Origin of the sequence: Pseudomonas sp. DY-1, assembly GCF_003626975.1 — a bacterium.
Taxonomy (GTDB): Bacteria; Pseudomonadota; Gammaproteobacteria; order Pseudomonadales; family Pseudomonadaceae; genus Metapseudomonas.
Genome location: NZ_CP032616.1, coordinates 1,407,662 through 1,426,654, shown reverse-complemented (window position 1 = coordinate 1,426,654; position 18,993 = coordinate 1,407,662). Strand labels below are relative to the sequence as shown.

At 63.7% G+C, this 18,993-nt stretch carries 17 protein-coding genes and 1 pseudogene; 11 read left to right on the top strand and 7 right to left on the bottom strand.

The window, feature by feature from the left end; genetic code table 11:
• Window positions 1-8 precede the first annotated feature (8 nt).
• The 7 genes from D6Z43_RS06945 to pcaC all read left to right on the top strand — a co-directional run bounded on the left by D6Z43_RS06945 (window position 9) and on the right by pcaC (window position 6,362).
• Window positions 9-509 (top strand): VOC family protein, encoded by a 501-nt coding sequence (locus D6Z43_RS06945; RefSeq protein ID WP_120651250.1) that lies wholly within the window; start codon window positions 9-11, stop codon window positions 507-509.
• 155 nt (window positions 510-664) lie between these two features.
• The gene (locus D6Z43_RS06940) at window positions 665-1,513 is read left to right on the top strand and encodes a CoA transferase subunit A (RefSeq protein ID WP_120651249.1); all 849 of its coding nucleotides are present in this window, start codon (window positions 665-667) and stop codon (window positions 1,511-1,513) included.
• Complete coding sequence (locus D6Z43_RS06935) at window positions 1,513-2,295, top strand: CoA-transferase subunit beta (protein WP_120651248.1); 783 nt, start codon at window positions 1,513-1,515, stop codon at window positions 2,293-2,295. The genes D6Z43_RS06940 and D6Z43_RS06935 overlap by 1 nt, the downstream gene beginning before the upstream one ends.
• A complete protein-coding gene (pcaF, locus tag D6Z43_RS06930; protein ID WP_120651247.1) occupies window positions 2,292-3,497 on the top strand; it encodes a 3-oxoadipyl-CoA thiolase in 1,206 nt (401 codons plus the stop codon). The genes D6Z43_RS06935 and pcaF overlap by 4 nt, the downstream gene beginning before the upstream one ends.
• Before the next feature lie 223 nt (window positions 3,498-3,720).
• The gene (locus D6Z43_RS06925) at window positions 3,721-5,082 is read left to right on the top strand and encodes a 3-carboxy-cis,cis-muconate cycloisomerase (protein WP_120651246.1); all 1,362 of its coding nucleotides are present in this window, start codon (window positions 3,721-3,723) and stop codon (window positions 5,080-5,082) included.
• 9 nt (window positions 5,083-5,091) lie between these two features.
• Complete coding sequence (gene pcaD / locus D6Z43_RS06920; protein ID WP_120651245.1) at window positions 5,092-5,880, top strand: 3-oxoadipate enol-lactonase; 789 nt, start codon at window positions 5,092-5,094, stop codon at window positions 5,878-5,880.
• Between the two features lie 86 nt (window positions 5,881-5,966).
• Window positions 5,967-6,362 (top strand): 4-carboxymuconolactone decarboxylase, encoded by a 396-nt coding sequence (gene pcaC, locus D6Z43_RS06915; RefSeq protein ID WP_120651244.1) that lies wholly within the window; start codon window positions 5,967-5,969, stop codon window positions 6,360-6,362.
• A 220-nt stretch (window positions 6,363-6,582) separates the two neighbouring features.
• Here the strand turns inward: pcaC and D6Z43_RS06910 are convergent, their stop codons facing one another.
• The 4 genes from D6Z43_RS06910 to D6Z43_RS27810 form a co-directional block, all read right to left on the bottom strand.
• A complete protein-coding gene (locus tag D6Z43_RS06910) occupies window positions 6,583-7,407 on the bottom strand; it encodes an aldo/keto reductase (RefSeq protein WP_120651243.1) in 825 nt (274 codons plus the stop codon).
• A 32-nt stretch (window positions 7,408-7,439) separates the two neighbouring features.
• On the bottom strand, window positions 7,440-9,158 hold the full coding sequence (locus D6Z43_RS06905) for an FAD-dependent oxidoreductase (protein WP_120651242.1): 1,719 nt from the start codon (window positions 9,156-9,158) through the stop codon (window positions 7,440-7,442).
• A 192-nt stretch (window positions 9,159-9,350) separates the two neighbouring features.
• A complete protein-coding gene (locus tag D6Z43_RS06900) occupies window positions 9,351-10,619 on the bottom strand; it encodes an OprD family porin (protein WP_120651241.1) in 1,269 nt (422 codons plus the stop codon).
• Between the two features lie 96 nt (window positions 10,620-10,715).
• Window positions 10,716-10,886, bottom strand: a complete 171-nt coding sequence (locus D6Z43_RS27810) for a hypothetical protein (RefSeq protein ID WP_153922472.1) — start codon at window positions 10,884-10,886, stop codon at window positions 10,716-10,718.
• 277 nt (window positions 10,887-11,163) lie between these two features.
• On the opposite strand from D6Z43_RS27810, the gene D6Z43_RS06895 reads away from it, so the two are divergent.
• From D6Z43_RS06895 to D6Z43_RS06885, 3 genes are all read left to right on the top strand, one after another.
• Window positions 11,164-11,940: an IclR family transcriptional regulator gene (locus D6Z43_RS06895; RefSeq protein WP_120651240.1), complete on the top strand. Its 777-nt coding sequence runs from the start codon at window positions 11,164-11,166 to the stop codon at window positions 11,938-11,940.
• Window positions 11,941-12,178: 238 nt separating this feature from the next.
• The gene (locus tag D6Z43_RS06890) at window positions 12,179-12,994 is read left to right on the top strand and encodes a sugar phosphate isomerase/epimerase (protein ID WP_120655206.1); all 816 of its coding nucleotides are present in this window, start codon (window positions 12,179-12,181) and stop codon (window positions 12,992-12,994) included.
• Between the two features lie 53 nt (window positions 12,995-13,047).
• Window positions 13,048-13,926, top strand: coding sequence for a DMT family transporter (locus tag D6Z43_RS06885; protein ID WP_120651239.1), 879 nt, complete (start codon window positions 13,048-13,050; stop codon window positions 13,924-13,926).
• Between the two features lie 100 nt (window positions 13,927-14,026).
• Here the strand turns inward: D6Z43_RS06885 and D6Z43_RS28305 are convergent, their stop codons facing one another.
• The 3 genes and pseudogenes from D6Z43_RS28305 to D6Z43_RS06870 form a co-directional block, all read right to left on the bottom strand.
• On the bottom strand, window positions 14,027-14,215 hold the full coding sequence (locus D6Z43_RS28305; RefSeq protein ID WP_120651238.1) for a hypothetical protein: 189 nt from the start codon (window positions 14,213-14,215) through the stop codon (window positions 14,027-14,029).
• An 80-nt stretch (window positions 14,216-14,295) separates the two neighbouring features.
• Window positions 14,296-14,892: pseudogene (locus D6Z43_RS28300) on the bottom strand (HAMP domain-containing protein); the annotation flags it as partial.
• Window positions 14,893-14,985: 93 nt separating this feature from the next.
• A complete protein-coding gene (locus D6Z43_RS06870; RefSeq protein ID WP_120651237.1) occupies window positions 14,986-16,362 on the bottom strand; it encodes an MFS transporter in 1,377 nt (458 codons plus the stop codon).
• 641 nt (window positions 16,363-17,003) lie between these two features.
• On the opposite strand from D6Z43_RS06870, the gene quiC reads away from it, so the two are divergent.
• Complete coding sequence (gene quiC, locus D6Z43_RS06865; RefSeq protein WP_120651236.1) at window positions 17,004-18,914, top strand: 3-dehydroshikimate dehydratase QuiC; 1,911 nt, start codon at window positions 17,004-17,006, stop codon at window positions 18,912-18,914.
• Window positions 18,915-18,993 lie beyond the last annotated feature (79 nt).

Sequence of the window (18,993 nt, the reverse complement as noted above, 5' to 3'; positions counted from 1 at the left end):
GGTGCATCATGAGCAAGCGGATTCACACCATCGTCCCGTGCCTGTGGTTCGACGACCAGGCTGAGGCTGCCGCCAACTTCTACATCGGCATCTTTCCCAATTCGAAGATCGCGACCATCAGTCGTTATGGCGAGGCGGGCAGGGATGTCCATGGCAGGGAGCCGGGGTCTGTACTCACCGTGGACTTCGAACTGGACGGCCAGCGCTTCACTGCTCTGAATGGCGGCCCGGTATTCACCTTCAATGAGGCTGTGTCCTTTCAGATCCACTGCGATGACCAGGAAGAACTGGACTACTACTGGGACCGGCTTTCCGCCGGTGGTGACCCGAATGCCCAGCAGTGCGGCTGGCTCAAGGACCGCTTCGGTCTGTCCTGGCAGGTGGTGCCCATCGCCATGCTTGAAATGCTCGAGGACTCGCTGTCGGCGCCTTCGCAGCGTGCCTTCGCAGCGATGATGCAGATGAAGAAACTGGATATCGCGGCATTGAAAAAGGCTTTCGACGGTTGAGGTCGCTGCGGCCGGGAACGGATTCGGTAGCAACATACACATCCGTTCGATAACCGCACGAATAGTCGATTATCGGATTGTCCAGGGTGGGGACGGGGAGTACTTTTTCCTCACCCGGCGCCCTAAACGCCCTGGATAACAACACGAGATCGACCATGGCTGAAATCATTTCCCTCCGCGAAGCCGTCGAGCGTTTCATCAACGACGGCGACAAGGTAGCCCTCGAGGGCTTCACCCACCTGATTCCTACTGCCGCTTCCCACGAAATCATCCGCCAGGGCAAGAAAGACCTGCACGTGGTGCGCATGACCCCTGACCTGGTCTATGACCTGCTGATCGGCGCCGGCTGCACCCGCAAGCTGACCTTCTCCTGGGGCGGCAACCCCGGCGTGGGCTCGCTACACCGCCTGCGTGACGCCGTAGAGAAGCAGTGGCCGAATGCCCTGGAGATCGACGAACACAGCCACGCCGACCTGGCCAACTCCTATGTGGCCGGTGCCTCTGGCCTGCCGTTCGCCGTGCTGCGTGCGTATGCCGGTTCCGACCTGCCGAAGGTCAACCCGAACATCAAGTTCATCCAGTGCCCGTTCACCGGTGAGCAACTGGCGGCGGTCCCGTCGGTTCGTCCGGACGTGACTGTGATCCATGCGCAGAAGGCCGACCGCAAGGGCAACGTGCTGCTCTGGGGCATCCTCGGCGTGCAGAAGGAGGCGGCCCTTGCAGCCAAGCGTTGCATCGTCACCGTCGAAGAAATTGTCGACGACCTGAACGCGCCGATGAACGCCTGCGTCCTGCCCACCTGGGCCCTGACCGCTGTTTGCCATGTGCCTGGTGGTGCCCATCCGTCCTACGCCCACGGTTACTACGAGCGCGACAACCGCTTCTACCAGGCCTGGGACCCGATCGCCCGCAACCGCGAAACCTTCACTGCCTGGATCGATGAGTACATCCGTGGCACTGCCGATTTCGCCGAGTTCCAAGCCAAGATTGCGGAGGCCAAGTGATGAGCGCCTATACCACCAATGAAATGATGACCGTGGCGGCTGCCCGCCGCCTGAAGAATGGCGCCGTCTGCTTTGTTGGCATTGGCCTGCCGTCCAAGGCCGCCAACCTGGCGCGCCTGACCTCGTCCCCGGACGTGGTGCTGATCTATGAGTCCGGCCCCATCGGCGCCAAGCCGACCGTGCTGCCGCTGTCCATCGGTGACGGCGAGCTGGCCGAAACCGCTGACACCGTAGTGCCCACCGGTGAAATCTTCCGTTACTGGCTGCAAGGCGGCCGCATCGACGTCGGTTTCCTCGGCGCCGCCCAGGTCGACCGCTTCGGTAACATCAACACCACCGTGATCGGCGACTACAACAGCCCGAAAGTGCGTCTGCCGGGCGCCGGCGGTGCTCCGGAGATTGCCGGTTCCGCCAAGGAAGTGCTGATCATCCTCAAGCAGTCCCACCGCACTTTCGTCGATAAGCTGGCCTTCATCACCTCCGTCGGCCACGGTGAAGGCGGTGACCACCGCAAGCAGCTGGGCCTGCCCGGCAAAGGTCCGGTGGCGCTGATTACCGACCTCTGCATCATGGAGCCGGAAGCCGGTACCAACGAATTCATCGTCACCTCGCTGCACCCGGGCGTGACCCGCGAGCAGGTCATCGAGAACACCGGCTGGGCCATTCGCTTCGCCGCCGACGTTTCCGAGACCCTGGCCCCCAACGAAACCGAGCTGACCGCACTGCGCGCCCTGGAAGCTCGCACCGCTGCTGCCCACGGCCAGCAAGGCGGTGAGGAATGAGTCGCGAGGTCTACATCTGCGACGCCATTCGCACGCCCATCGGCCGCTTCGGCGGCTCGCTGGCGCCGGTACGCGCCGACGATCTGGCTGCCATCCCGATCAAGGCCCTGGTGGAGCGCAACCCCCAAGTGAAATGGGATCTGCTGGATGAGGTGTTCCTCGGCTGCGCCAACCAGGCCGGCGAAGACAACCGTAACGTGGCGCGCATGGCGCTTCTGCTGGCCGGCCTGCCGGACAGCGTGCCGGGTGTGACCCTGAATCGCCTGTGCGCCTCGGGCATGGACGCCGTGGGCACCGCCTTCCGCGCCATCGCCTCGGGTGAGATGGAACTGGCCATCGCTGGCGGCGTGGAATCCATGTCCCGTGCACCTTATGTGATGGGCAAGGCCGACAGCGCCTTCGGTCGCACCCAGAAGATCGAAGACACCACCATCGGCTGGCGCTTCATCAACCCGCTGATGAAGGCCCAGTACGGCGTCGATGCCATGCCGCAAACCGCGGACAACGTGGCCGATGACTACCAGGTCTCCCGTGAAGACCAGGACCTGTTCTCTGTACGTAGCCAGCAGCGCGCCGGTCGCGCCCAGGCTGCAGGCTTCTTCGCCGAAGAGATCGTCCCGGTGGTAATCAAGGGCAAGAAGAGCGAAACGGTAGTCGACCAGGACGAGCACCTGCGTCCGGACACCACCCTCGAAGCCCTGGCCAAGCTGAAGCCGGTCAATGGCGAAGGCAAGACTGTCACCGCCGGCAACGCCTCGGGCGTGAACGACGGTGCCGTGGCGCTGATCCTGGCTTCCGCTGAGGCGGTGAAGAAGCACGGCCTGACCCCGCGCGCGAAAGTGCTCGGCATGGCCAGCGCTGGCGTAGCGCCGCGCGTCATGGGCATCGGCCCGGTTCCCGCCGTGCGCAAGCTGATGGAGCGCCTTAACCTGGCCATCGGCGACTTCGATGTGATCGAACTGAACGAAGCCTTCGCCGCACAGGGCCTGGCCGTCATGCGTGAACTCGGCATCGCCGACGACAGCGAGAAGGTCAACCCCAACGGCGGCGCCATCGCCCTCGGCCACCCTCTGGGTGCCAGCGGTGCGCGTCTGGTCCAGACCGCCCTGCACCAGCTGGAGAAATCCGGCGGCAAGCTGGGCCTGGCGACCATGTGTGTGGGGGTGGGCCAAGGCCTCGCCCTGGCCATCGAGCGGGTCTGACAGGCTACAGCGCTTGCCATCTCGGGGTTGGGCAGTGCTCGCAATCCTCATGTACAGAAGTACATTCCGGTTGCTGCGCGCTGGTCGCCCCCGACCTGCCTGCGCTCGCTACGCCTGTGAATGCCTGTAAGGTGGGCTTCAGCCCACCTCGCACGGCAATCACTGGCCTCTCGGGGCCGGCTGCTATAAAACGAAACACCATCCCGATTTCCGGAGCACCGGCTTGAACAGCCCGAGCAACCAACTCTTCGACGCCTATTTCACCCAGCCCGCCATGCGTGCGGTGTTCTCCGACCGGGGACGCGTGCAGGGCATGCTGGACTTCGAGGCCGCATTGGCGCGCGCCGAGGCGAGCGTCGGCCTGATCCCCGGCGACTCTGTGGCGCCCATCGAGGCGGCCTGCAGCGCCGAACTCTACGACTACTCTGCACTGGCCCTGGCTATCACCACGGCTGGCAACTCCGCCATCCCTCTGGTCAAGGCGCTGGGCAAGCGCGTGGCCGCCCAAAGCACGGAAGCCGAACGCTTCGTGCACCTGGGGGCTACCAGCCAGGACGCCATGGACAGCGGCCTGGTGCTGCAATTGCGCGCCGCCGCCGAGCTGCTGGAGCAGGACCTTGCCGGCCTGGCCCAGGCCCTGGCCGTGCAGGCTGAACGCTTCGCCGACACCCCGCTGGCCGGCCGTACATGGCTGCAGCAGGCCACTCCCGTCACCCTCGGCATGAAGCTGGCTGGCGTGCTGGGTGCGGTAACCCGTCATCGTCAACGCCTGGCTGAACTCAAGCCGCGTTTGTTCTGCCTGCAGTTCGGCGGTGCGTCCGGCAGTCTCGCCGCCCTGGGCGAGCAGGCCTGGCCTGTTGCCGAGGCCCTGGCCCGCGAGCTGGACCTGAACCTGCCCGACCAGCCTTGGCACACCCAGCGTGATCGCCTGGTGGAGTTCGCCAGCCTGCTCGGACTGATCGCCGGCAGCCTGGGAAAGCTGGGCCGTGACCTCAGCCTGCTGATGCAGACCGAAGCAGGCGAAGTCTTCGAACCCTCCGCGCCGGGCAAGGGCGGTTCGTCCACCATGCCGCACAAGCGCAATCCAGTGAGTGCCGCCGTGCTGATCGGCGCCGCTACGCGCGCACCGGGCCTGGTGTCCACAATGTTCGCCGCCATGCCCCAGGAGCACGAGCGCAGTCTCGGTCTGTGGCATGCCGAATGGGAAACACTGCCCGAACTCTGCTGCCTGGTTTCCGGTGCCCTGCAGCAAGCGTTGCTGGTGGTGCCTGGCCTGGAAGTGGATGCCGCACGCATGCGCCGCAACCTCGACCTGACGCAGGGCCTGGTGCTGGCCGAAGCCGTGAGCATTGCCCTGGCCCAGCGCATCGGTCGCGACGCTGCTCATCACCTGGTGGAGCAGTGCTGCCGCCAGGCTGTGAAGGAGGGCGCTCATCTACGTGCTGTACTCGGCGCCAATGCCGAAATCAGCGCACAACTTTCTGCCGCCGAGCTGGACCGCCTGCTCGACCCGGCCCATTACCTTGGCCAGGCCCGCCGCTGGGTGGACCGCGCTCTGGCCGAACACAACGCATTTTCGCGCTAGGAGATTTGCATGCCTGCCGTACGTCTCGCCGATGGCGACCTGAATTACCTCCTCGAAGGCCCGGCCGGTGCGCCGGTGCTGGTGCTGTCCAACTCCCTGGGCACCGACCTGCACATGTGGGATGTCCAGATCCCGGCCTTCACCGAGCACTTCCAGGTGCTGCGCTACGACACCCGTGGCCACGGCAAGTCCCTGGTCAGCGAAGGTCCCTACAGCATCGAGCAACTGGGCCGTGATGTGCTCGACCTGCTGGATTCCCTGGATATCGAGAAAGCGTATTTCTGTGGCTTGTCCATGGGCGGCCTGATCGGCCAGTGGCTGGCTATCAATGCTCCCGAGCGCATCGAGCGCCTGGTGCTGTGCAACACGGCCGCCAAGATCGGCAGCCCGGAAGTCTGGAACCCGCGCATCGACACAGTCCTTTCTGGCGGCGCCCAGGCCATGCGTGATCTGCGCGATGCTTCGATTTCCCGCTGGTTTACCCCGGATTTCGCCGAGGCGCAGCCTGCCAAGGTCGAACCCATTGTCGGCATGCTGGCGCAAACCTCGCCTGAGGGTTACGCCGCCAACTGCGCCGCCGTACGTGATGCCGACTACCGCGAGCAGCTTGGCAGCATTAGTGCGCCGACTCTGATCGTCTGTGGCAGTGGCGACCCGGTGACCACCACCGAGCACGGCCGCTTCATGCAAGAGCGCATCACCGGCGCCGAGCTGGTGGAGTTCCATGCAGCCCACCTGTCGAACGTGCAGGCTGGTGATGCGTTCAGCCAGCGCGTGCTGGCTTTCCTTGCTGCCTGACAATTGATGTAGGAGCGAGCTCTGCTCGCGAAAGCGTTATTCGCGAGCAGAGCTCGCTCCTACGGTCCACATTCGAGGACGTAAAGATGGACGAGAAAGAACGTTACGAAGCTGGCATGAAGGTGCGCCGCGCGGTGCTGGGTGACGCCCACGTGGACCGCAGCCTGCAGAGCCTCACGCCGTTCAACGAAGAGTTCCAGGAAATGATCACCCGCCATGCCTGGGGCGATATCTGGACCCGCCCCGGCCTGCCGCGCCACACCCGCAGTCTGGTCACTATCGCCATGCTCATCGGCATGAATCGCGAGGGTGAGCTGAAGCTCCACCTGCGCGCTGCGAAGAACAATGGCGTGACCCGCGACGAGATCAAGGAAGTGATCATGCAGAGCGCCATCTACTGCGGCATCCCCGCAGCCAATGCCACCTTCCACCTGGCTGAAGCCGTGTGGGATGAGCTGGGCGTGGAATCGCTGCAAGGCTGATCTGCGCGAGACGAAAACGCCGCCCGGACCACGCATCCGGGCGGCGTTTTTTATTGGGCATCAATGCGTCTGGGGAGCGAATTCATTCGCGAACTGACGGCAGCCCTTCGGCCTGCATCGCGGTTGAAACCGCTCCCACAAATAGAGCGCTCCGGTCGTTACGTTGTAGGGGCGAATTCATTCGCCGAGGGCGATGCGGTTGCCCCTACGCGGCCCGCTATCAGGTATCCCACTCCGGCGCGAAGTCAGGGCTTACGACGCGCGTGTCCTTCGGCAGGGCAGCGATCAGGGCGCGGTCCTCATCGTCGAGCTGCACCTTGAGGGCATCCAGGTTCGACTGCTGATTCGCAATGCTGGAAGCCTTCGGAATGGCGGCGACGCCTTCCTGTTCCAGCAGCCACTTCAGTGCCACCTGGCTGGGAAGGACGCCGTGTTTTTCGGCGATCTGCCGAATCGAGGCCTGGTCCGCCGCCAGGCCGCGCGCGAGCGGGGTATAGGCGGTCAATGCCAGGCCTTTGCTGCGGGCATAGTCCAGCAGGCACTGCTGGTCGAGCATCACGTGGTACTCCACCTGGATGGCTGACAGCGGTGCGCCAAGGTCATCCACCACTTGGCGCAGTAGGCCCAGGGGGAAGTTGGCAACGCCGATGCAGCGTGCCTTGCCTTCATCGCGCAGGGCCACCAGGGTTTCGATGCTGCGCCGCAAATCCCAGTCCTTGGCCGGCCAGTGGATCAGGAACAGGTCCACCTGCTCGGTACCCAGGGCACGCAGGCTGTCCTCCAGCGACTGACGCATGGCGGCCGGCTGCAACTTGTCCCACCAGACCTTGGTGGTCAGATGGATGGACTCGCGGGGTACATCGCTCAGACGCAGGGCCTCCCCGACGGCTGCCTCGTTCTCATACGCGGGCGCGGTGTCGATGTGGCGGTAGCCCAGCTCCAGAGCCTGGCGCACGGCACGGGTGCATTCCTCGCCCGTCATGGGCCAGGTACCGAGGCCGAGTTGGGGCATGTTCAATCCTTGGGCAGTGGTGATGTTCCGCATGGATGACTCCTTGTTCGTGGGTTGAGGCTTTCTCATTGAATGGTGGCGCCCGCGGCATGAAGGCCAGCGATGTAGCCGAAGGTCATGGCCGGGCCCAGGTTGATTCCGCCTGACGGGTAATGCCCGCCCAGCACGCTGGCCATGTCGGTGCCTGCTGCATAGAGCCCTGGAATCGTCTGACCGTTCTCATCCAGCACCCGAGCCTGGCCATCGGTGCGCAGGCCGGCGAAGGTGCCAAAGCAGCCGGGCTGGACCTTCACTGCATAGAAAGGGCCGTGCTCGATCGGTGCCACGCAGGGGTTGGGGCCCTGGTGCATGGCGTCGCCGCTGCGACGGTTGAAGGCGGTGCTGCCGCGCCCGAACTCCGGGTCCTCGCCTCGGCGGGCATGGTGGTTGAAAGCGGCCACGCTGGTGGTCAGTCCTGCCGGGTCGATGCCACAGGTCTGCGCCAGTTCGACCAGGGTCCTGCCGCGCTTGAGGTAGCCATTGCGCAAGTGCGGCCAGAGCGGCAGTGGCGCGGGGCGGGCGAAGCCCAGTCCGTAGCGGCGCTGGAACCGATGGTCGCAGATCAGCCAGGAACAGCTCTCCTCGTCCTCCGCAACAGCCTTGTTCATGGCATCGACATAGTCGTAGTAGCCGCCAGCTTCGTTGACGAACCGCTTGCCGTTTTTGAGCACGCCGATGATGCCGGGTTTGCCGCGATCGATGATGTGGGGAAAGTGGCCGAAGGTGCCGTTGGGGTAGGGCACCCTGGATACCGGCGCCCAGGCCACGGGGGAGCGCAGGTCGTCGGCAACCACTCCACCGGCGGACTCACCCAGACGCAGGCCGTCGCCGGAGCAGGATTGCGGGGGCAGGGCAAGGTTGTCATGGCCACTGGTATCGCGGGGGAACATGGCCTTGCGGCGTACCGGGTCGTTGGGGAAGCCGCCCGCCGCCAGCACCACGGCCCCGGCGCGGATGAAGACCTCGAGGCCATGGCGTTCGACCACCGCACCGCGAACGCTGCCGTCTTCAACTATCAGTCGGCGCGCAGGTGCCGACTCCATCAGTTGCACGCCAAGGTCGTTGGCGGACCTGGCCAGGCGAGCAACCAGCGCCACGCCGTTCACCAGGTGCATGGCTCGGCCGTAACGGGCCAGGTGATAGAGGTGAGTGAGGAAGCGCCGCGTCACATGAGCGAAAGCGCGCAGCGAGCGGGTCATCCCGAGGAATGCGGCCAGGTCGGTGCCCGCCATGATCGGCATGCCCAGGAAGGATGTTTCGCGCATGGTCCTGCGCAGGCGTGGCAACAGGTTGCCGACTTCTCGGGCGTCATAGGGAGCGGCGATGACCTGATGGCCTCCGCTGGCGGCTCCGGGAGTATCCCCGTGCATGTCTGGAATCCCGTTGCCGTCGACGAATTGCAGCGCGGTGTGCTGCTCGAAGAAACCGACCATTTCCGGGCAGGCTTCGAGGAAGGCGTCCACCAGTTCCGGTCGGAAGTGCTCGCCCAGTTCGTTGCGCAGGTAGGTGCGTGGCTGCTCGATGTCCTCTTCGATTCCCGCGCGCCGGGCCAACGGATTGCGTGGTACCCACATCCAGCCGCCGGACCACGCGGTGGCGCCGCCGAACACAGGTTCCTTCTCCACGAGAATCACTTTCTGGCCGTGATGGGCGGCGGTGACGGCGGCGGCAAGGCCTGCGGCGCCTGAGCCAATGACCAGCAGATCGCAATCGAGGCGGTTTGGAGCAGGGCTTGTGGCACGCATTTCAAATTAACCTCAAATACTGGAACTGTGTTCCGTATTCTAAGATTGCTCTTTTCAGGGACCAAGCCCGGGGCTACGCAAGTGGCCGGTCAGCGAACGGAAATCGGATGTGCCACTAGAGCGGGAATCGCAATCCATAAAAAAGCCCGCCAGATGGCGGGCTGAGGGAGTCAAAGCACGCTTACCAAAGGATCAGAGAATCGACAGCGGATAGCTGATGATCAGACGGTTCTCGTCGAACTCGTTGTTACTGAAGTCGCGTCGGATGCTCGCGTTGCGCCAGCGCACGTTGAGCGCCTTGAATGCACCGCTCTGCACGGTGTAGCCCAGTTCGGTCTCACGCCCCCATTCCTTACCGTCTGTGACGGTGCCGACATGCACGTTGTCGCCGCTGATGTAGCGGTTCATCAGGGTCAGGCCGGGGATACCGACGGCGGCGAAGTTGTAGTCGTGGCGGACCTGCCAGGATTTCTCCTTGGCGTTGTCATAGCTGGAGTTGTAGCTGTCGTTGGCGAGGGTGCCACCGCTGGTGCCGTTGACGCGCATCCAGGCATCGTCGCCGCTCACTTTTTGCAGGCCGACGTAGAAGGTGTTGCCGCCGTACTTGGCAGAAAGCAGGGCGGACCAGGTGCGGTTGTCGAGGTCGCCAGCCAGGGCATTGCCGTTCTCCTTGCCGTTGAAGTAGCCGAGGTTGGCGCCCAGGGTCCAGTCGCCCACCGGCTGGCTGTGCAGCACCTGCAGGTACTGCTGCTGGTAGATGTCTTCCAGCTCGGCGTACCACAGACCGACCAGGGTGCGTTTCTCGTTGAAGGTGTATTCGCCGCCGGCGAAGTTGAAGCGGTCCGAGGTGAAGGCGGCGCGGCCGTTCATGGACATGTCTTCCAGGCTCGCGTCGTTGCGCGGGCTGTTCTGGCGGAACTGACCGCCGTAGAGGGTCAGGCCGTCGATCTCCTGGGAGGTCACCTGGCCACCCTGGAAAGTTTGCGGCAGGGATCGGCCGTCGTCGGAACGCAGGATCGGCAGCACCGGCATCCACTCGCCGACCTTCAGCTCGGTCTTCGACACGCGCATCTTGCCGGCCACCGCCAGGCGGCCGAAGTCATCGGCGGGGCGACCATCGTCATGCACCGGCAGCAGTTGGGTGCCGCGGGTACCCTTGCCGCCGTCGAGTTTTACCGAAAGCAGGCCGAGCATGTCGACGCCGAAACCCACCGGCCCGTCGGTGAACCCGGACTTGGCATCGAGGATGAAGCTTTGCGTCCATTCCTCGGCCTTGCCTTGCGGGTAGGTCGGGTTCACGAAATTGCGGTTGATGTAGTAGTTGCGCAGGTTCAGCGTGGCCGTGGCGTCCTCCACGAAGCCATGTTCATCGGCAGCCATGGCGGGTAGCGCGGCCAGGGTAACGGCTGCGGCGAGGATGCATGGGACAAAGGATTGGGCCTGGCGGCGGGTGGAATTCATGCTCGTTCTTGCCTCTGTGATTGTTGTTTTCGGGTGCGCAAAAGCCCCTTCGCGGCGCTTGCGCGAATACAGCTCAGGGTTGGCATTGCGGCGGCGTCAGCGGGCTTTGCGGCGCTCGATCAGGCGTGCGAAGCAGCGTTGCAGTCGATCGCCCAGACCTTCACCGCTGGCCAGCTGGACCAGGGCAACGGAGGCGAAAGGCGAAGCGCAATCGAAGGACGGCCCGGAAATGGGCGACGAGGCATTCTGGGTATGCGGCTGGAGCATTGTGGTCGACCTTTCTTGTATTTATGTCGGTAAGAGGCGAGGCGTCGCTGAGATCGCAGGCTGGTTGCGGCAACGCCTCGCACATGGGACCGATAGTGAAATCCGCCAGCCTTGCGTTCAATCGGCTGAAAGCGCTTTCGTTCGATCATCGAACGAAAACTAACCATTCCGTACATTTATGGTGTCGATATGTGGGAATCCCGTGCCGCGGTTCCAGGTTTCGTAAATGAGGCGATGTCTTCTAGAATCGGCGGACATTCCTGAGGATCCACGCCCCATGGCCGGTAGCCAGATAGAACGCGCCTTCAACCTGCTCGAACGCCTCACCAGCGACCCGCGCGGCCTGCCGATGCAGACCCTTGCCGACGAGTTGCAGATTCCCAAGAGTGCGACCCACCGCATGCTGGCCGAGCTGATCCGCCTCGGTTATGTGCGTCAGAACCAGGAGAACAGTCGCTATCAGCTGTCCACCCGGCTGGTGGCCATGGCGTTCCGTTACCTGGCCAGCAGCGGTGCGGATATCGTCCAGCCAATCCTCGACCGCCTGGCCCAGGAAACCGGTGAGCTGGTGCGCCTGGGGGTGATCGATGGCGACCGCCTGACCTGGATCGTCAAGTCCCAGGGCGCGCGTTCCGGCCTGCGTTATGACCCTGATATGGGCCGCGATGCGCCGCTGTTCTACACAGCCTCCGGCCATGCCTGGCTGGCCAGCCTGAGCGATGCCGAAGCATTGGTACTGGTGGAACGCCAGGGCGTGGCCGATGCAAAGGATTTCGGCCCCAATGCTCCGCGCTCCAACATCGAGTTGCTGGAGCGCCTGCGCCTGGCGCGTGAGCATGGTTATGCCTGGGTGGTGGAAAGCTCCTCGGTGGGCATGTCGGCCCTGGCTGCGGTCGTGCGCGATCCGCGTAGCGCCAGGCCCATCGGTGTGCTCAGCGTCGCCGGCCCCACGGCGCGCCTGCCGGAAGCGCGTATGCATGAGGTCGCGCCGCTGCTCCTGGCAGCGGTGGAAGAGCTCACCGCAGCAAGTCAGGCGTCGGAATTTTTCGTCTGATCGCATCACTGTAGGGGCGAATTCATTCGCCAGGGGCGGCGCAGCTGCCCTGTCTCGTTCAGCAGGGCAGCCCGTTGGGCTGCTTGGCGATTGAAATCGCCCCTGCCAGTTTCGTGCACCACCCCAAAATCTTCGCGAATCCTGCTTTCGTCAGTCGGTCGAATTTTTTCTTGAGATTATTTGGAACGAGGTTCTAAATAACGCAAGTCAAATTGTGGAACTGGATTCCGAGAAGAACATGACTGACCGAGTTTTCTCCCTCGCCGCACTCACCGTCCTCGAACTGTCGCCGCCTGAAATGGTGGAAGTGGCCGCCCGTACCGGCTACAGCCATGTCGGTCTGCGGCTGGTGCCGGCCACACCCGAGGAGTACCACTTCCCGCTAGTGGCCGATGCGGGGTTGCGCCGTCAGACCCGAGATCGCCTGCGTGATGCAGGCGTGCAAGTGATGGACATCGAGATCCTTCGGCTCAAGGCGGAAACCCGCGTGGCCGACTTTGAACCGGTACTCGCCGCGGGGGCTGAGTTCGGCGCTACAGAAGTCCTGGTAGCCGGGAACGATGGTGACGAGGCGCGCCTGACCGACAACTTCGCCGCCTTCTGTGACCTGGCTGCGCGCTTTGGGATTCATCCGAGCCTGGAGTTCATGCCCTGGACTGACGCACGCGACCTCGCCCAGGCCCTGCGTATCGTCGAGGCGGCTGGCCGGGACAACGGTGCGGTGCTGGTGGATGCCTTCCACTTCAACCGCTCGGCCTCACGCCTTGAAGACTTGGCCAGGGTGGCGCCTGCACGTTTGCGCTATGCCCAGCTCTGCGACGTAGCGGGTCCGCGTCCGGACGACATGGACGAGATCCTCCGCCAGGCGCGCAACGAGCGTCGTTTCCCTGGCGATGGAGACAGTGACCTGATCGGCTTGCTGCGGACCTTGCCGGCGGATATTCCCCTCAGCCTGGAAATCCCCACGCGCCAGCTGATGGAGCAGGGCGTCAGCGCCCAGGCGCGTGCACAGATGGCGTTGGACAAGGCGCGGGCGCTACACGAACACCTTTGAGATTTAACCCTTCGCGCGGCCGGGCTGGGTCGCGTTCTTTTCTTGAGCAACCCATGAGCACGATTGCCCCTCTATCCGGAGCCAACCAACCGCTGCGGGGCATCCTGCTGGTGGTGCTGGCCACTTTCCTCTTTGCCGGGCACGACGCCCTGTCCAAGTTCCTCGGTGGCCTTTATCCGGTCGTCATGGTCGTCTGGGCTCGCTACCTGGTGCACACGCTGCTGATGGCCGGAATCTTCCTGCCCCAGGCTGGCCTGCGCGTGCTGCGGACCAGGCGCCCGGTGTTGCAGGTATTGCGCGCGTTGAGCCTGCTCAGCACCAGCCTGCTGTTCACTGCCGGGCTGCAATACATACCCCTGGCCGAGGCGACGGCGGTCAACTTCCTTGCACCGGTGCTGGTCACCGCGCTGTCGGTGCCGCTGCTAAAGGAGAAGGTTACCGTTGGCCAATGGGGGGCGGTGGTAATGGGATTCGTCGGCGTGCTGGTGGTGGTGCATCCCGATGGCGAGCTGTTCACGCCGGCCATCCTGTTTCCATTCTGTTCGGCGCTGGGGTTCTGCTTCTACCAGGTCCTCACACGCAAGGTGGCCGCCCACGATAGCCCGACCACCAGCAACTTCTTCGCCGGCCTGTGCAACACCCTGGTAATGAGCGCGCTGGTGCCGTTCTTCTGGCAGGTGCCGAGCCTGGGGCATGGCTTGCTGATGCTCGCGCTGGGTGGCGCGGGGATGACCGCGCACCTGTTGCTGACCCAGGCTTTCCGCGTAGCGGCACCGGCCTTGCTGGCACCGTTCGGTTACTGCCAGATCGTCTTCGCCGGCATGCTGGGCTTCCTGATCTTCTCCCATACACCCGATACGACCAGCCTGGTGGGCATCGCCATCATCTGTCTGAGCGGATTGGGTGCGGCGTGGATGCAGCGCAAGGGTTGAGTCCGCTGCAAGTTCCCAGCCCCTCTCCCAAAGGGAGAGGGGCGCAAGCCGCAGGATGTGCCGTGTGTTCAGCCGGGAGACATGGGTAACGGCTGTATGGTCATGGCATACGCTGCCTGAGATCAATCTTGCGCACGATCTTGTGGATGAGTACCACCTTGAACACGCCATCCGTCGCCGTCGCCGTCGCCGTCGGGCGGAGGGCCACCCGCTCGCCCGCCAATCCACCCCCGACAAACAGGCTGCGGCCCTGCAAGCAGACCTGGCCGACGCGTCCAACCTTGAGCACTCGGTCGCCGGTCGTAGTCGATATCCGGCAACTGCTTCGGGTAGCTGCGCAGGCTGGGCCGGTAGCGCGAGATCGGAGGCCGATTCGCGGGTGGCGTCGGAAGTGGATACCGCGTTGCGCGCTACTTCCTCGACGGCGGTCGTCATTTCGGTAACGGTGGTGGCGGCCAGCTGGATTTCGTCGTGCTGCTGCAACTGGCGGCCTGTGTTTTTCTCGGTGCCGTGGCTCATCCGCTCTGCGGCGCTGGCCAACTGGCGCGATTAACCGGCGATCAGCTCGAGCGTGTCGCGCAGCCCCTGCTGCATGCCCGCCAGGGCGGCCAACAGACGACGGGTTTCGTCCTGGTTACGGATCGGCACCGCGCGACTGAGGTCTCCCTCGGCAATGCGCTAGTTCTGCGAATTGATCACCTGTACGGGTGGTGAGTGCCTGTATCCGGCCGTTGAGCAGCAACCCTATATCGTCGGTGCGGTTGGCGGCGGAGAGTTGCTCGTATTGATCCAGTACCTGTCGGTACTCGGCCACTGTGGCAGCGAAACATTCTCGGTGTGCTGGCCGGTGGCGCGAACCTGCGCGACCTTCTGCAGGGCGAACAGGCCCTGCAGAAGCACCAGCAAGGCGATCAGACCGAAGCTGAGCAGTGCGCGGCGGGCGATGCTGAGGCGAAGGAATGCCATGCTCATCTCCATTGTCATGAGCCTTCGGAATCGGGCCGGTAGAAAGAACGAAGGCCCCGAAAGGGGCCTTCATTGTGTTGGCGATTGGCGCTATCAGTGGCTGACGGCACGCATGCTGCTTTCGCGGCTGGACTCGTATTGCCGCTTGTCCATCGGCTTGGCATCCGGGTTGCCGAGGTCTTCCATGGCCAGGCGATGGGTTTCCGGTGCCACGTAGGCGGCCAGGGCGCACACGCAGGTGATGAGGAAGGCGAGGGTGCCAACCACTACCGGAATGTTGTCCGAGCCGGGCGGGGCGACGGCGGCGAACAGGGCCGGGAGCATGGCGGTGAGCATGGTGCCGATGTTCTGGGCGATGGCCATGGCCGACACGCGGTAGCGGGTCTGGAACAGCTCAGGGAAGAAGCTCGGGAACACGGCGTTGTAGCCCTGGTAGACCATGCCCCACATCAGGATCGAGGTGGCGAAGGCCAGGGGCACGCTCTGGATGCTGATGGCGTAGAGGTAGACGAAGGCAAGCGCACCCGAGCCCAGGCAGCCGGCGATCATGGTCGGGCGACGGCCGATCTTGTCGGAGAGGTTGCCAACGAAGGGAATCACCAGCACGGCGACGATGTTGCCCACCACCGGAATCCACAGGTAGACGCTCTTGTCGAAGCCGATGCCATAGGCCGGCTGCACCGCATAGGCCGCACCGAAGATGGTGGCCACGACCGGGATCACGTTCATCAGGGCCATGAACATCACCAGCACCATGCACTTCCAGCTGTGGCGGAAGGCTTCGGTAACCGGCGACTTGGCGACTTTCTGCTGGTTCTCTTCATTGACGAAGGCCGGGGTCTCGTGGACTTCGCGACGGATGATGAAGCCGGCCACCAGGACGAAAGCGCTCAGCAGGAACGGAATCCGCCAGCCCCACTCGTTGAAGGCTTCGCTCGGCATGAAGTAGGCCAGCGGGAGGAATACGGCGGCAGCCATCACCTGGCCGGCCTGGACGCCCTGCAGGGTGAAGCTGGCGAAATAGCCGCGTCGTCCGAATGGCGCATGTTCGAGGATCATCGAACTGGCGCCGGAAATCTCACCGGCCACCGCGAAGCCCTGGATCAGGCGCAGCACCACCAGCAGCACCGGCGCGAGCATGCCGATGTCGTGGTAGGTCGGTAGCAGGCCGACGGCCATGGTGGAAATACCCATCAGGAACATGCACAGCAGCAGTACGTTCTTTCGGCCGCGGGTGTCACCCCAGTGCCCCAGCACGAAGGCGCCTACCGGACGGGCCAGGTAGCCGACGCCGTAGGTGGCCAGCGAGGCGATGATGGCCATTTTCGGATCGGTGTTGGGGAAGAATATCTGGGGGAAGATCAGTGCCGCCGCCTGGGCATAGATGAAGAAGTCGTAATACTCCAGGGCGGAGCCTATCCATCCGCTGGCGGTTGCTTTCTTGGCTTGGGAGCTGGAGGTGGTAGCCATCGATGTCTCCGTTGTTTTTGTTAGGTAGCCGGACTCACGTTCCTATGGCTCGGGGCCAGGCTGGAACGCGTGCACGCAGGCGTTTCGGTGCTCGTCGGGAGCGGGCCGGTTATCGCCGTCCGAGTTCTGTCAGGGAGTCAGTTCAGAGTGGCGACGTGGATGTCGCACTCGATCTGGATGCCGTGGCAAGCCGGCTGGAGGAGGGGATTTCGATCAGGTAGCTGGTAGTAAGCATGAGCTGTTACCCGTTTCTTGAAATTGTTATGTCGTAGTGCCTGGTTGCAATCGCAGGGTCTTCCGGGTGGCTGGGCTGGCAGTGATGCCACCCGGTGGGTTGCCTGCAACATGGGGTTCATGTTGCGCAGTGATCGAAAAAGCGTCAATTCGATAACCGGCCTTTTGTTCGATGATCGAACACAAAACTAACTGGTTCGTACATATTGAATTGCTGGGCTGACTTTACGCGCGAATAATCAATCCAGCTACGAAAACAAGGGTTTTTGCATTTCCTTGTAGGGGCGAATTCATTCACCAAAGGGTCGCGAATCGACCCCAGGTACCGGCGGCAGGTCTCCGGCCTGCTTGGCGAATGAATTGGCTCGTACAGCTAACTGCGGCGCCCACCCACAAGGAGCTGAAGCATGCAGCGTTCCATTGCCACCGTCTCCCTGAGCGGTACCCTGCCGGAAAAACTCGAGGCCATTGCCGCCGCCGGTTTCGACGGCGTCGAGATCTTCGAAAACGACCTCCTGTACTACGCCGGCAGCCCGCGCGAAATCCGCCAGATGTGCGCTGATCTCGGCATCGCCATCACCCTGTTCCAGCCGTTCCGTGATTTCGAAGGTTGTCGCCGCGACCGTCTGCAGAAAAACCTCGACCGTGCCGAACGCAAGTTCGACCTGATGCAGGAGCTGGGTACTGACCTGGTGCTGGTGTGCAGCAACGTCCAGGCCGACTCCCTGCCCGATGAGGAAATCCTCGTCGACGATCTGCGCCTGCTGGCTGAACGTGCCGGCGCACGCAATCTGCGTATCGGCTACGAGGCACTGGCCTGGGGCCGCCATGTGAACAGCTGGCAGCAAGTCTGGAGCCTGGTGCGCCAGGCTGATCATCCGGCCCTCGGCGTGCTGCTGGACAGCTTCCACACCCTGTCGATCAAGGGCGACCCGAGTGGTATCGCCGAAATTCCAGGCGACAAGATCTTCTTCGTGCAGATGGCTGACGCACCGCAGCTGGCCATGGACGTGCTGGAGTGGAGCCGACACTTCCGCTGCTTCCCCGGCCAGGGCGAGTTCGACCTGGCGGGATTCCTCGCCCCCATCATTCGCAGCGGCTACACCGGCCCGCTGTCGCTGGAAATCTTCAACGACGGCTTCCGCGCCGCGCCGCCGCGCGCCAATGCCGCCGATGGCCTGCGCTCCCTGCTTTACCTCGAAGAGAAGACCCGCAAGCTGCTGGCCAAGGATCCGACTCCAGCCGCCAATCTGGATGTCCTCTTCTCGCCGCCGCCGGCCAGCCGCTACGACGGCGTGGAGTTTCTCGAATTCGCCGTTGACGAGTCCCAGGGCGCCAAGCTTGCCAACTGGCTGGAGCGCCTGGGCTTTGCCCGCGCTGGCAAGCATCGCTCCAAGGCCGTGAGCCTGTTGCGCCAGGGCGACATCAACATCGTGCTCAATGCCGAACCCTATTCCTTTGCCCACGGCTACTTCGAGGCCCACGGCCCATCGTTGTGCGCCACTGCCCTGCGAGTGAAGGACAGCGGCAGTGCGCTGGAACGCGCCCGCGAGTTCAAGGGGCAGCCATTCCGTGGCCTGGTAGGGCCGAACGAGCGCGAGATTCCGGCCGTGCGCGCGCCGGACGGCAGCCTGATCTACCTGGTGGAACAGGCCCAGGCCGGCCAGACCATCTATGACAGCGACTTCGTCCTCGACGCGGGCGCCAGCCAGACCGGCCAACTCGACCGTATCGACCATATGGCCCTGGCGCTGCCGGCCGACGGCCTGGACAGCTGGGTACTGTTCTACAAGAGCGTGCTGGACTTCGAAGCCGACGACGAAGTGGTGCTTCCGGACCCCTACGGTCTGGTGAAAAGCCGCGCCATCCGCAGTCGCTGCAGCAGTGTGCGCCTGCCGCTGAACATTTCGGAAAACCGCAACACCGCGATCTCCCACGCGTTGTCCAGCTACGGCGGCTCGGGCGCCCACCACATCGCCTTCTCTTGCGAGGACATCTTCGCCGAGGTGAGCCGTGCCAAGGATGCCGGGGTGCCGCTGCTGGACATCCCGCTGAACTACTACGACGACCTGGCGGCGCGTTTCGATTTCGACGACGAGTTCCTCAGCGAACTGGCCTACTACAACGTGCTCTACGACCGTGATGCCCAGGGTGGCGAGTTGTTCCACGTCTATACCGAGCCGTTCGAGGGGCGTTTCTTCTTCGAGATCCTGCAGCGCAAGAACGGCTACGCCGGCTACGGCGCGGCCAACGTTGCGGTGCGTCTGGCAGCGATGGCCAAGGCGCGCAGCGGTGCCATCGCCAAGGCCAAGCTGTAGACCGCACGCAAGCCTGGTGCGAGCTAGGCACCAGGCTTCCTTACGGCAGCTGCCAAGCCCATAATCCACCCAGTTTCCG

Bases quoted from the DNA above. Each gene is read 5' to 3' on its own strand.
- D6Z43_RS06945 (WP_120651250.1), top strand. From the start codon at position 9: ATGAGCAAGCGGATTCACACCATCGTCCCGTGCCTGTGGTTCGACGAC.
- D6Z43_RS06940 (WP_120651249.1), top strand. From the start codon at position 665: ATGGCTGAAATCATTTCCCTCCGCGAAGCCGTCGAGCGTTTCATCAAC.
- D6Z43_RS06935 (WP_120651248.1), top strand. From the start codon at position 1,513: ATGAGCGCCTATACCACCAATGAAATGATGACCGTGGCGGCTGCCCGC.
- pcaF (WP_120651247.1), top strand. From the start codon at position 2,292: ATGAGTCGCGAGGTCTACATCTGCGACGCCATTCGCACGCCCATCGGC.
- pcaD (WP_120651245.1), top strand. From the start codon at position 5,092: ATGCCTGCCGTACGTCTCGCCGATGGCGACCTGAATTACCTCCTCGAA.
- pcaC (WP_120651244.1), top strand. From the start codon at position 5,967: ATGGACGAGAAAGAACGTTACGAAGCTGGCATGAAGGTGCGCCGCGCG.
- D6Z43_RS06910 (WP_120651243.1), bottom strand. From the start codon at position 7,407: ATGCGGAACATCACCACTGCCCAAGGATTGAACATGCCCCAACTCGGC.
- D6Z43_RS06905 (WP_120651242.1), bottom strand. From the start codon at position 9,158: ATGCGTGCCACAAGCCCTGCTCCAAACCGCCTCGATTGCGATCTGCTG.
- D6Z43_RS06900 (WP_120651241.1), bottom strand. From the start codon at position 10,619: ATGAATTCCACCCGCCGCCAGGCCCAATCCTTTGTCCCATGCATCCTC.
- D6Z43_RS27810 (WP_153922472.1), bottom strand. From the start codon at position 10,886: ATGCTCCAGCCGCATACCCAGAATGCCTCGTCGCCCATTTCCGGGCCG.
- D6Z43_RS06895 (WP_120651240.1), top strand. From the start codon at position 11,164: ATGGCCGGTAGCCAGATAGAACGCGCCTTCAACCTGCTCGAACGCCTC.
- D6Z43_RS06890 (WP_120655206.1), top strand. From the start codon at position 12,179: ATGACTGACCGAGTTTTCTCCCTCGCCGCACTCACCGTCCTCGAACTG.
- D6Z43_RS06885 (WP_120651239.1), top strand. From the start codon at position 13,048: ATGAGCACGATTGCCCCTCTATCCGGAGCCAACCAACCGCTGCGGGGC.
- D6Z43_RS06870 (WP_120651237.1), bottom strand. From the start codon at position 16,362: ATGGCTACCACCTCCAGCTCCCAAGCCAAGAAAGCAACCGCCAGCGGA.
- quiC (WP_120651236.1), top strand. From the start codon at position 17,004: ATGCAGCGTTCCATTGCCACCGTCTCCCTGAGCGGTACCCTGCCGGAA.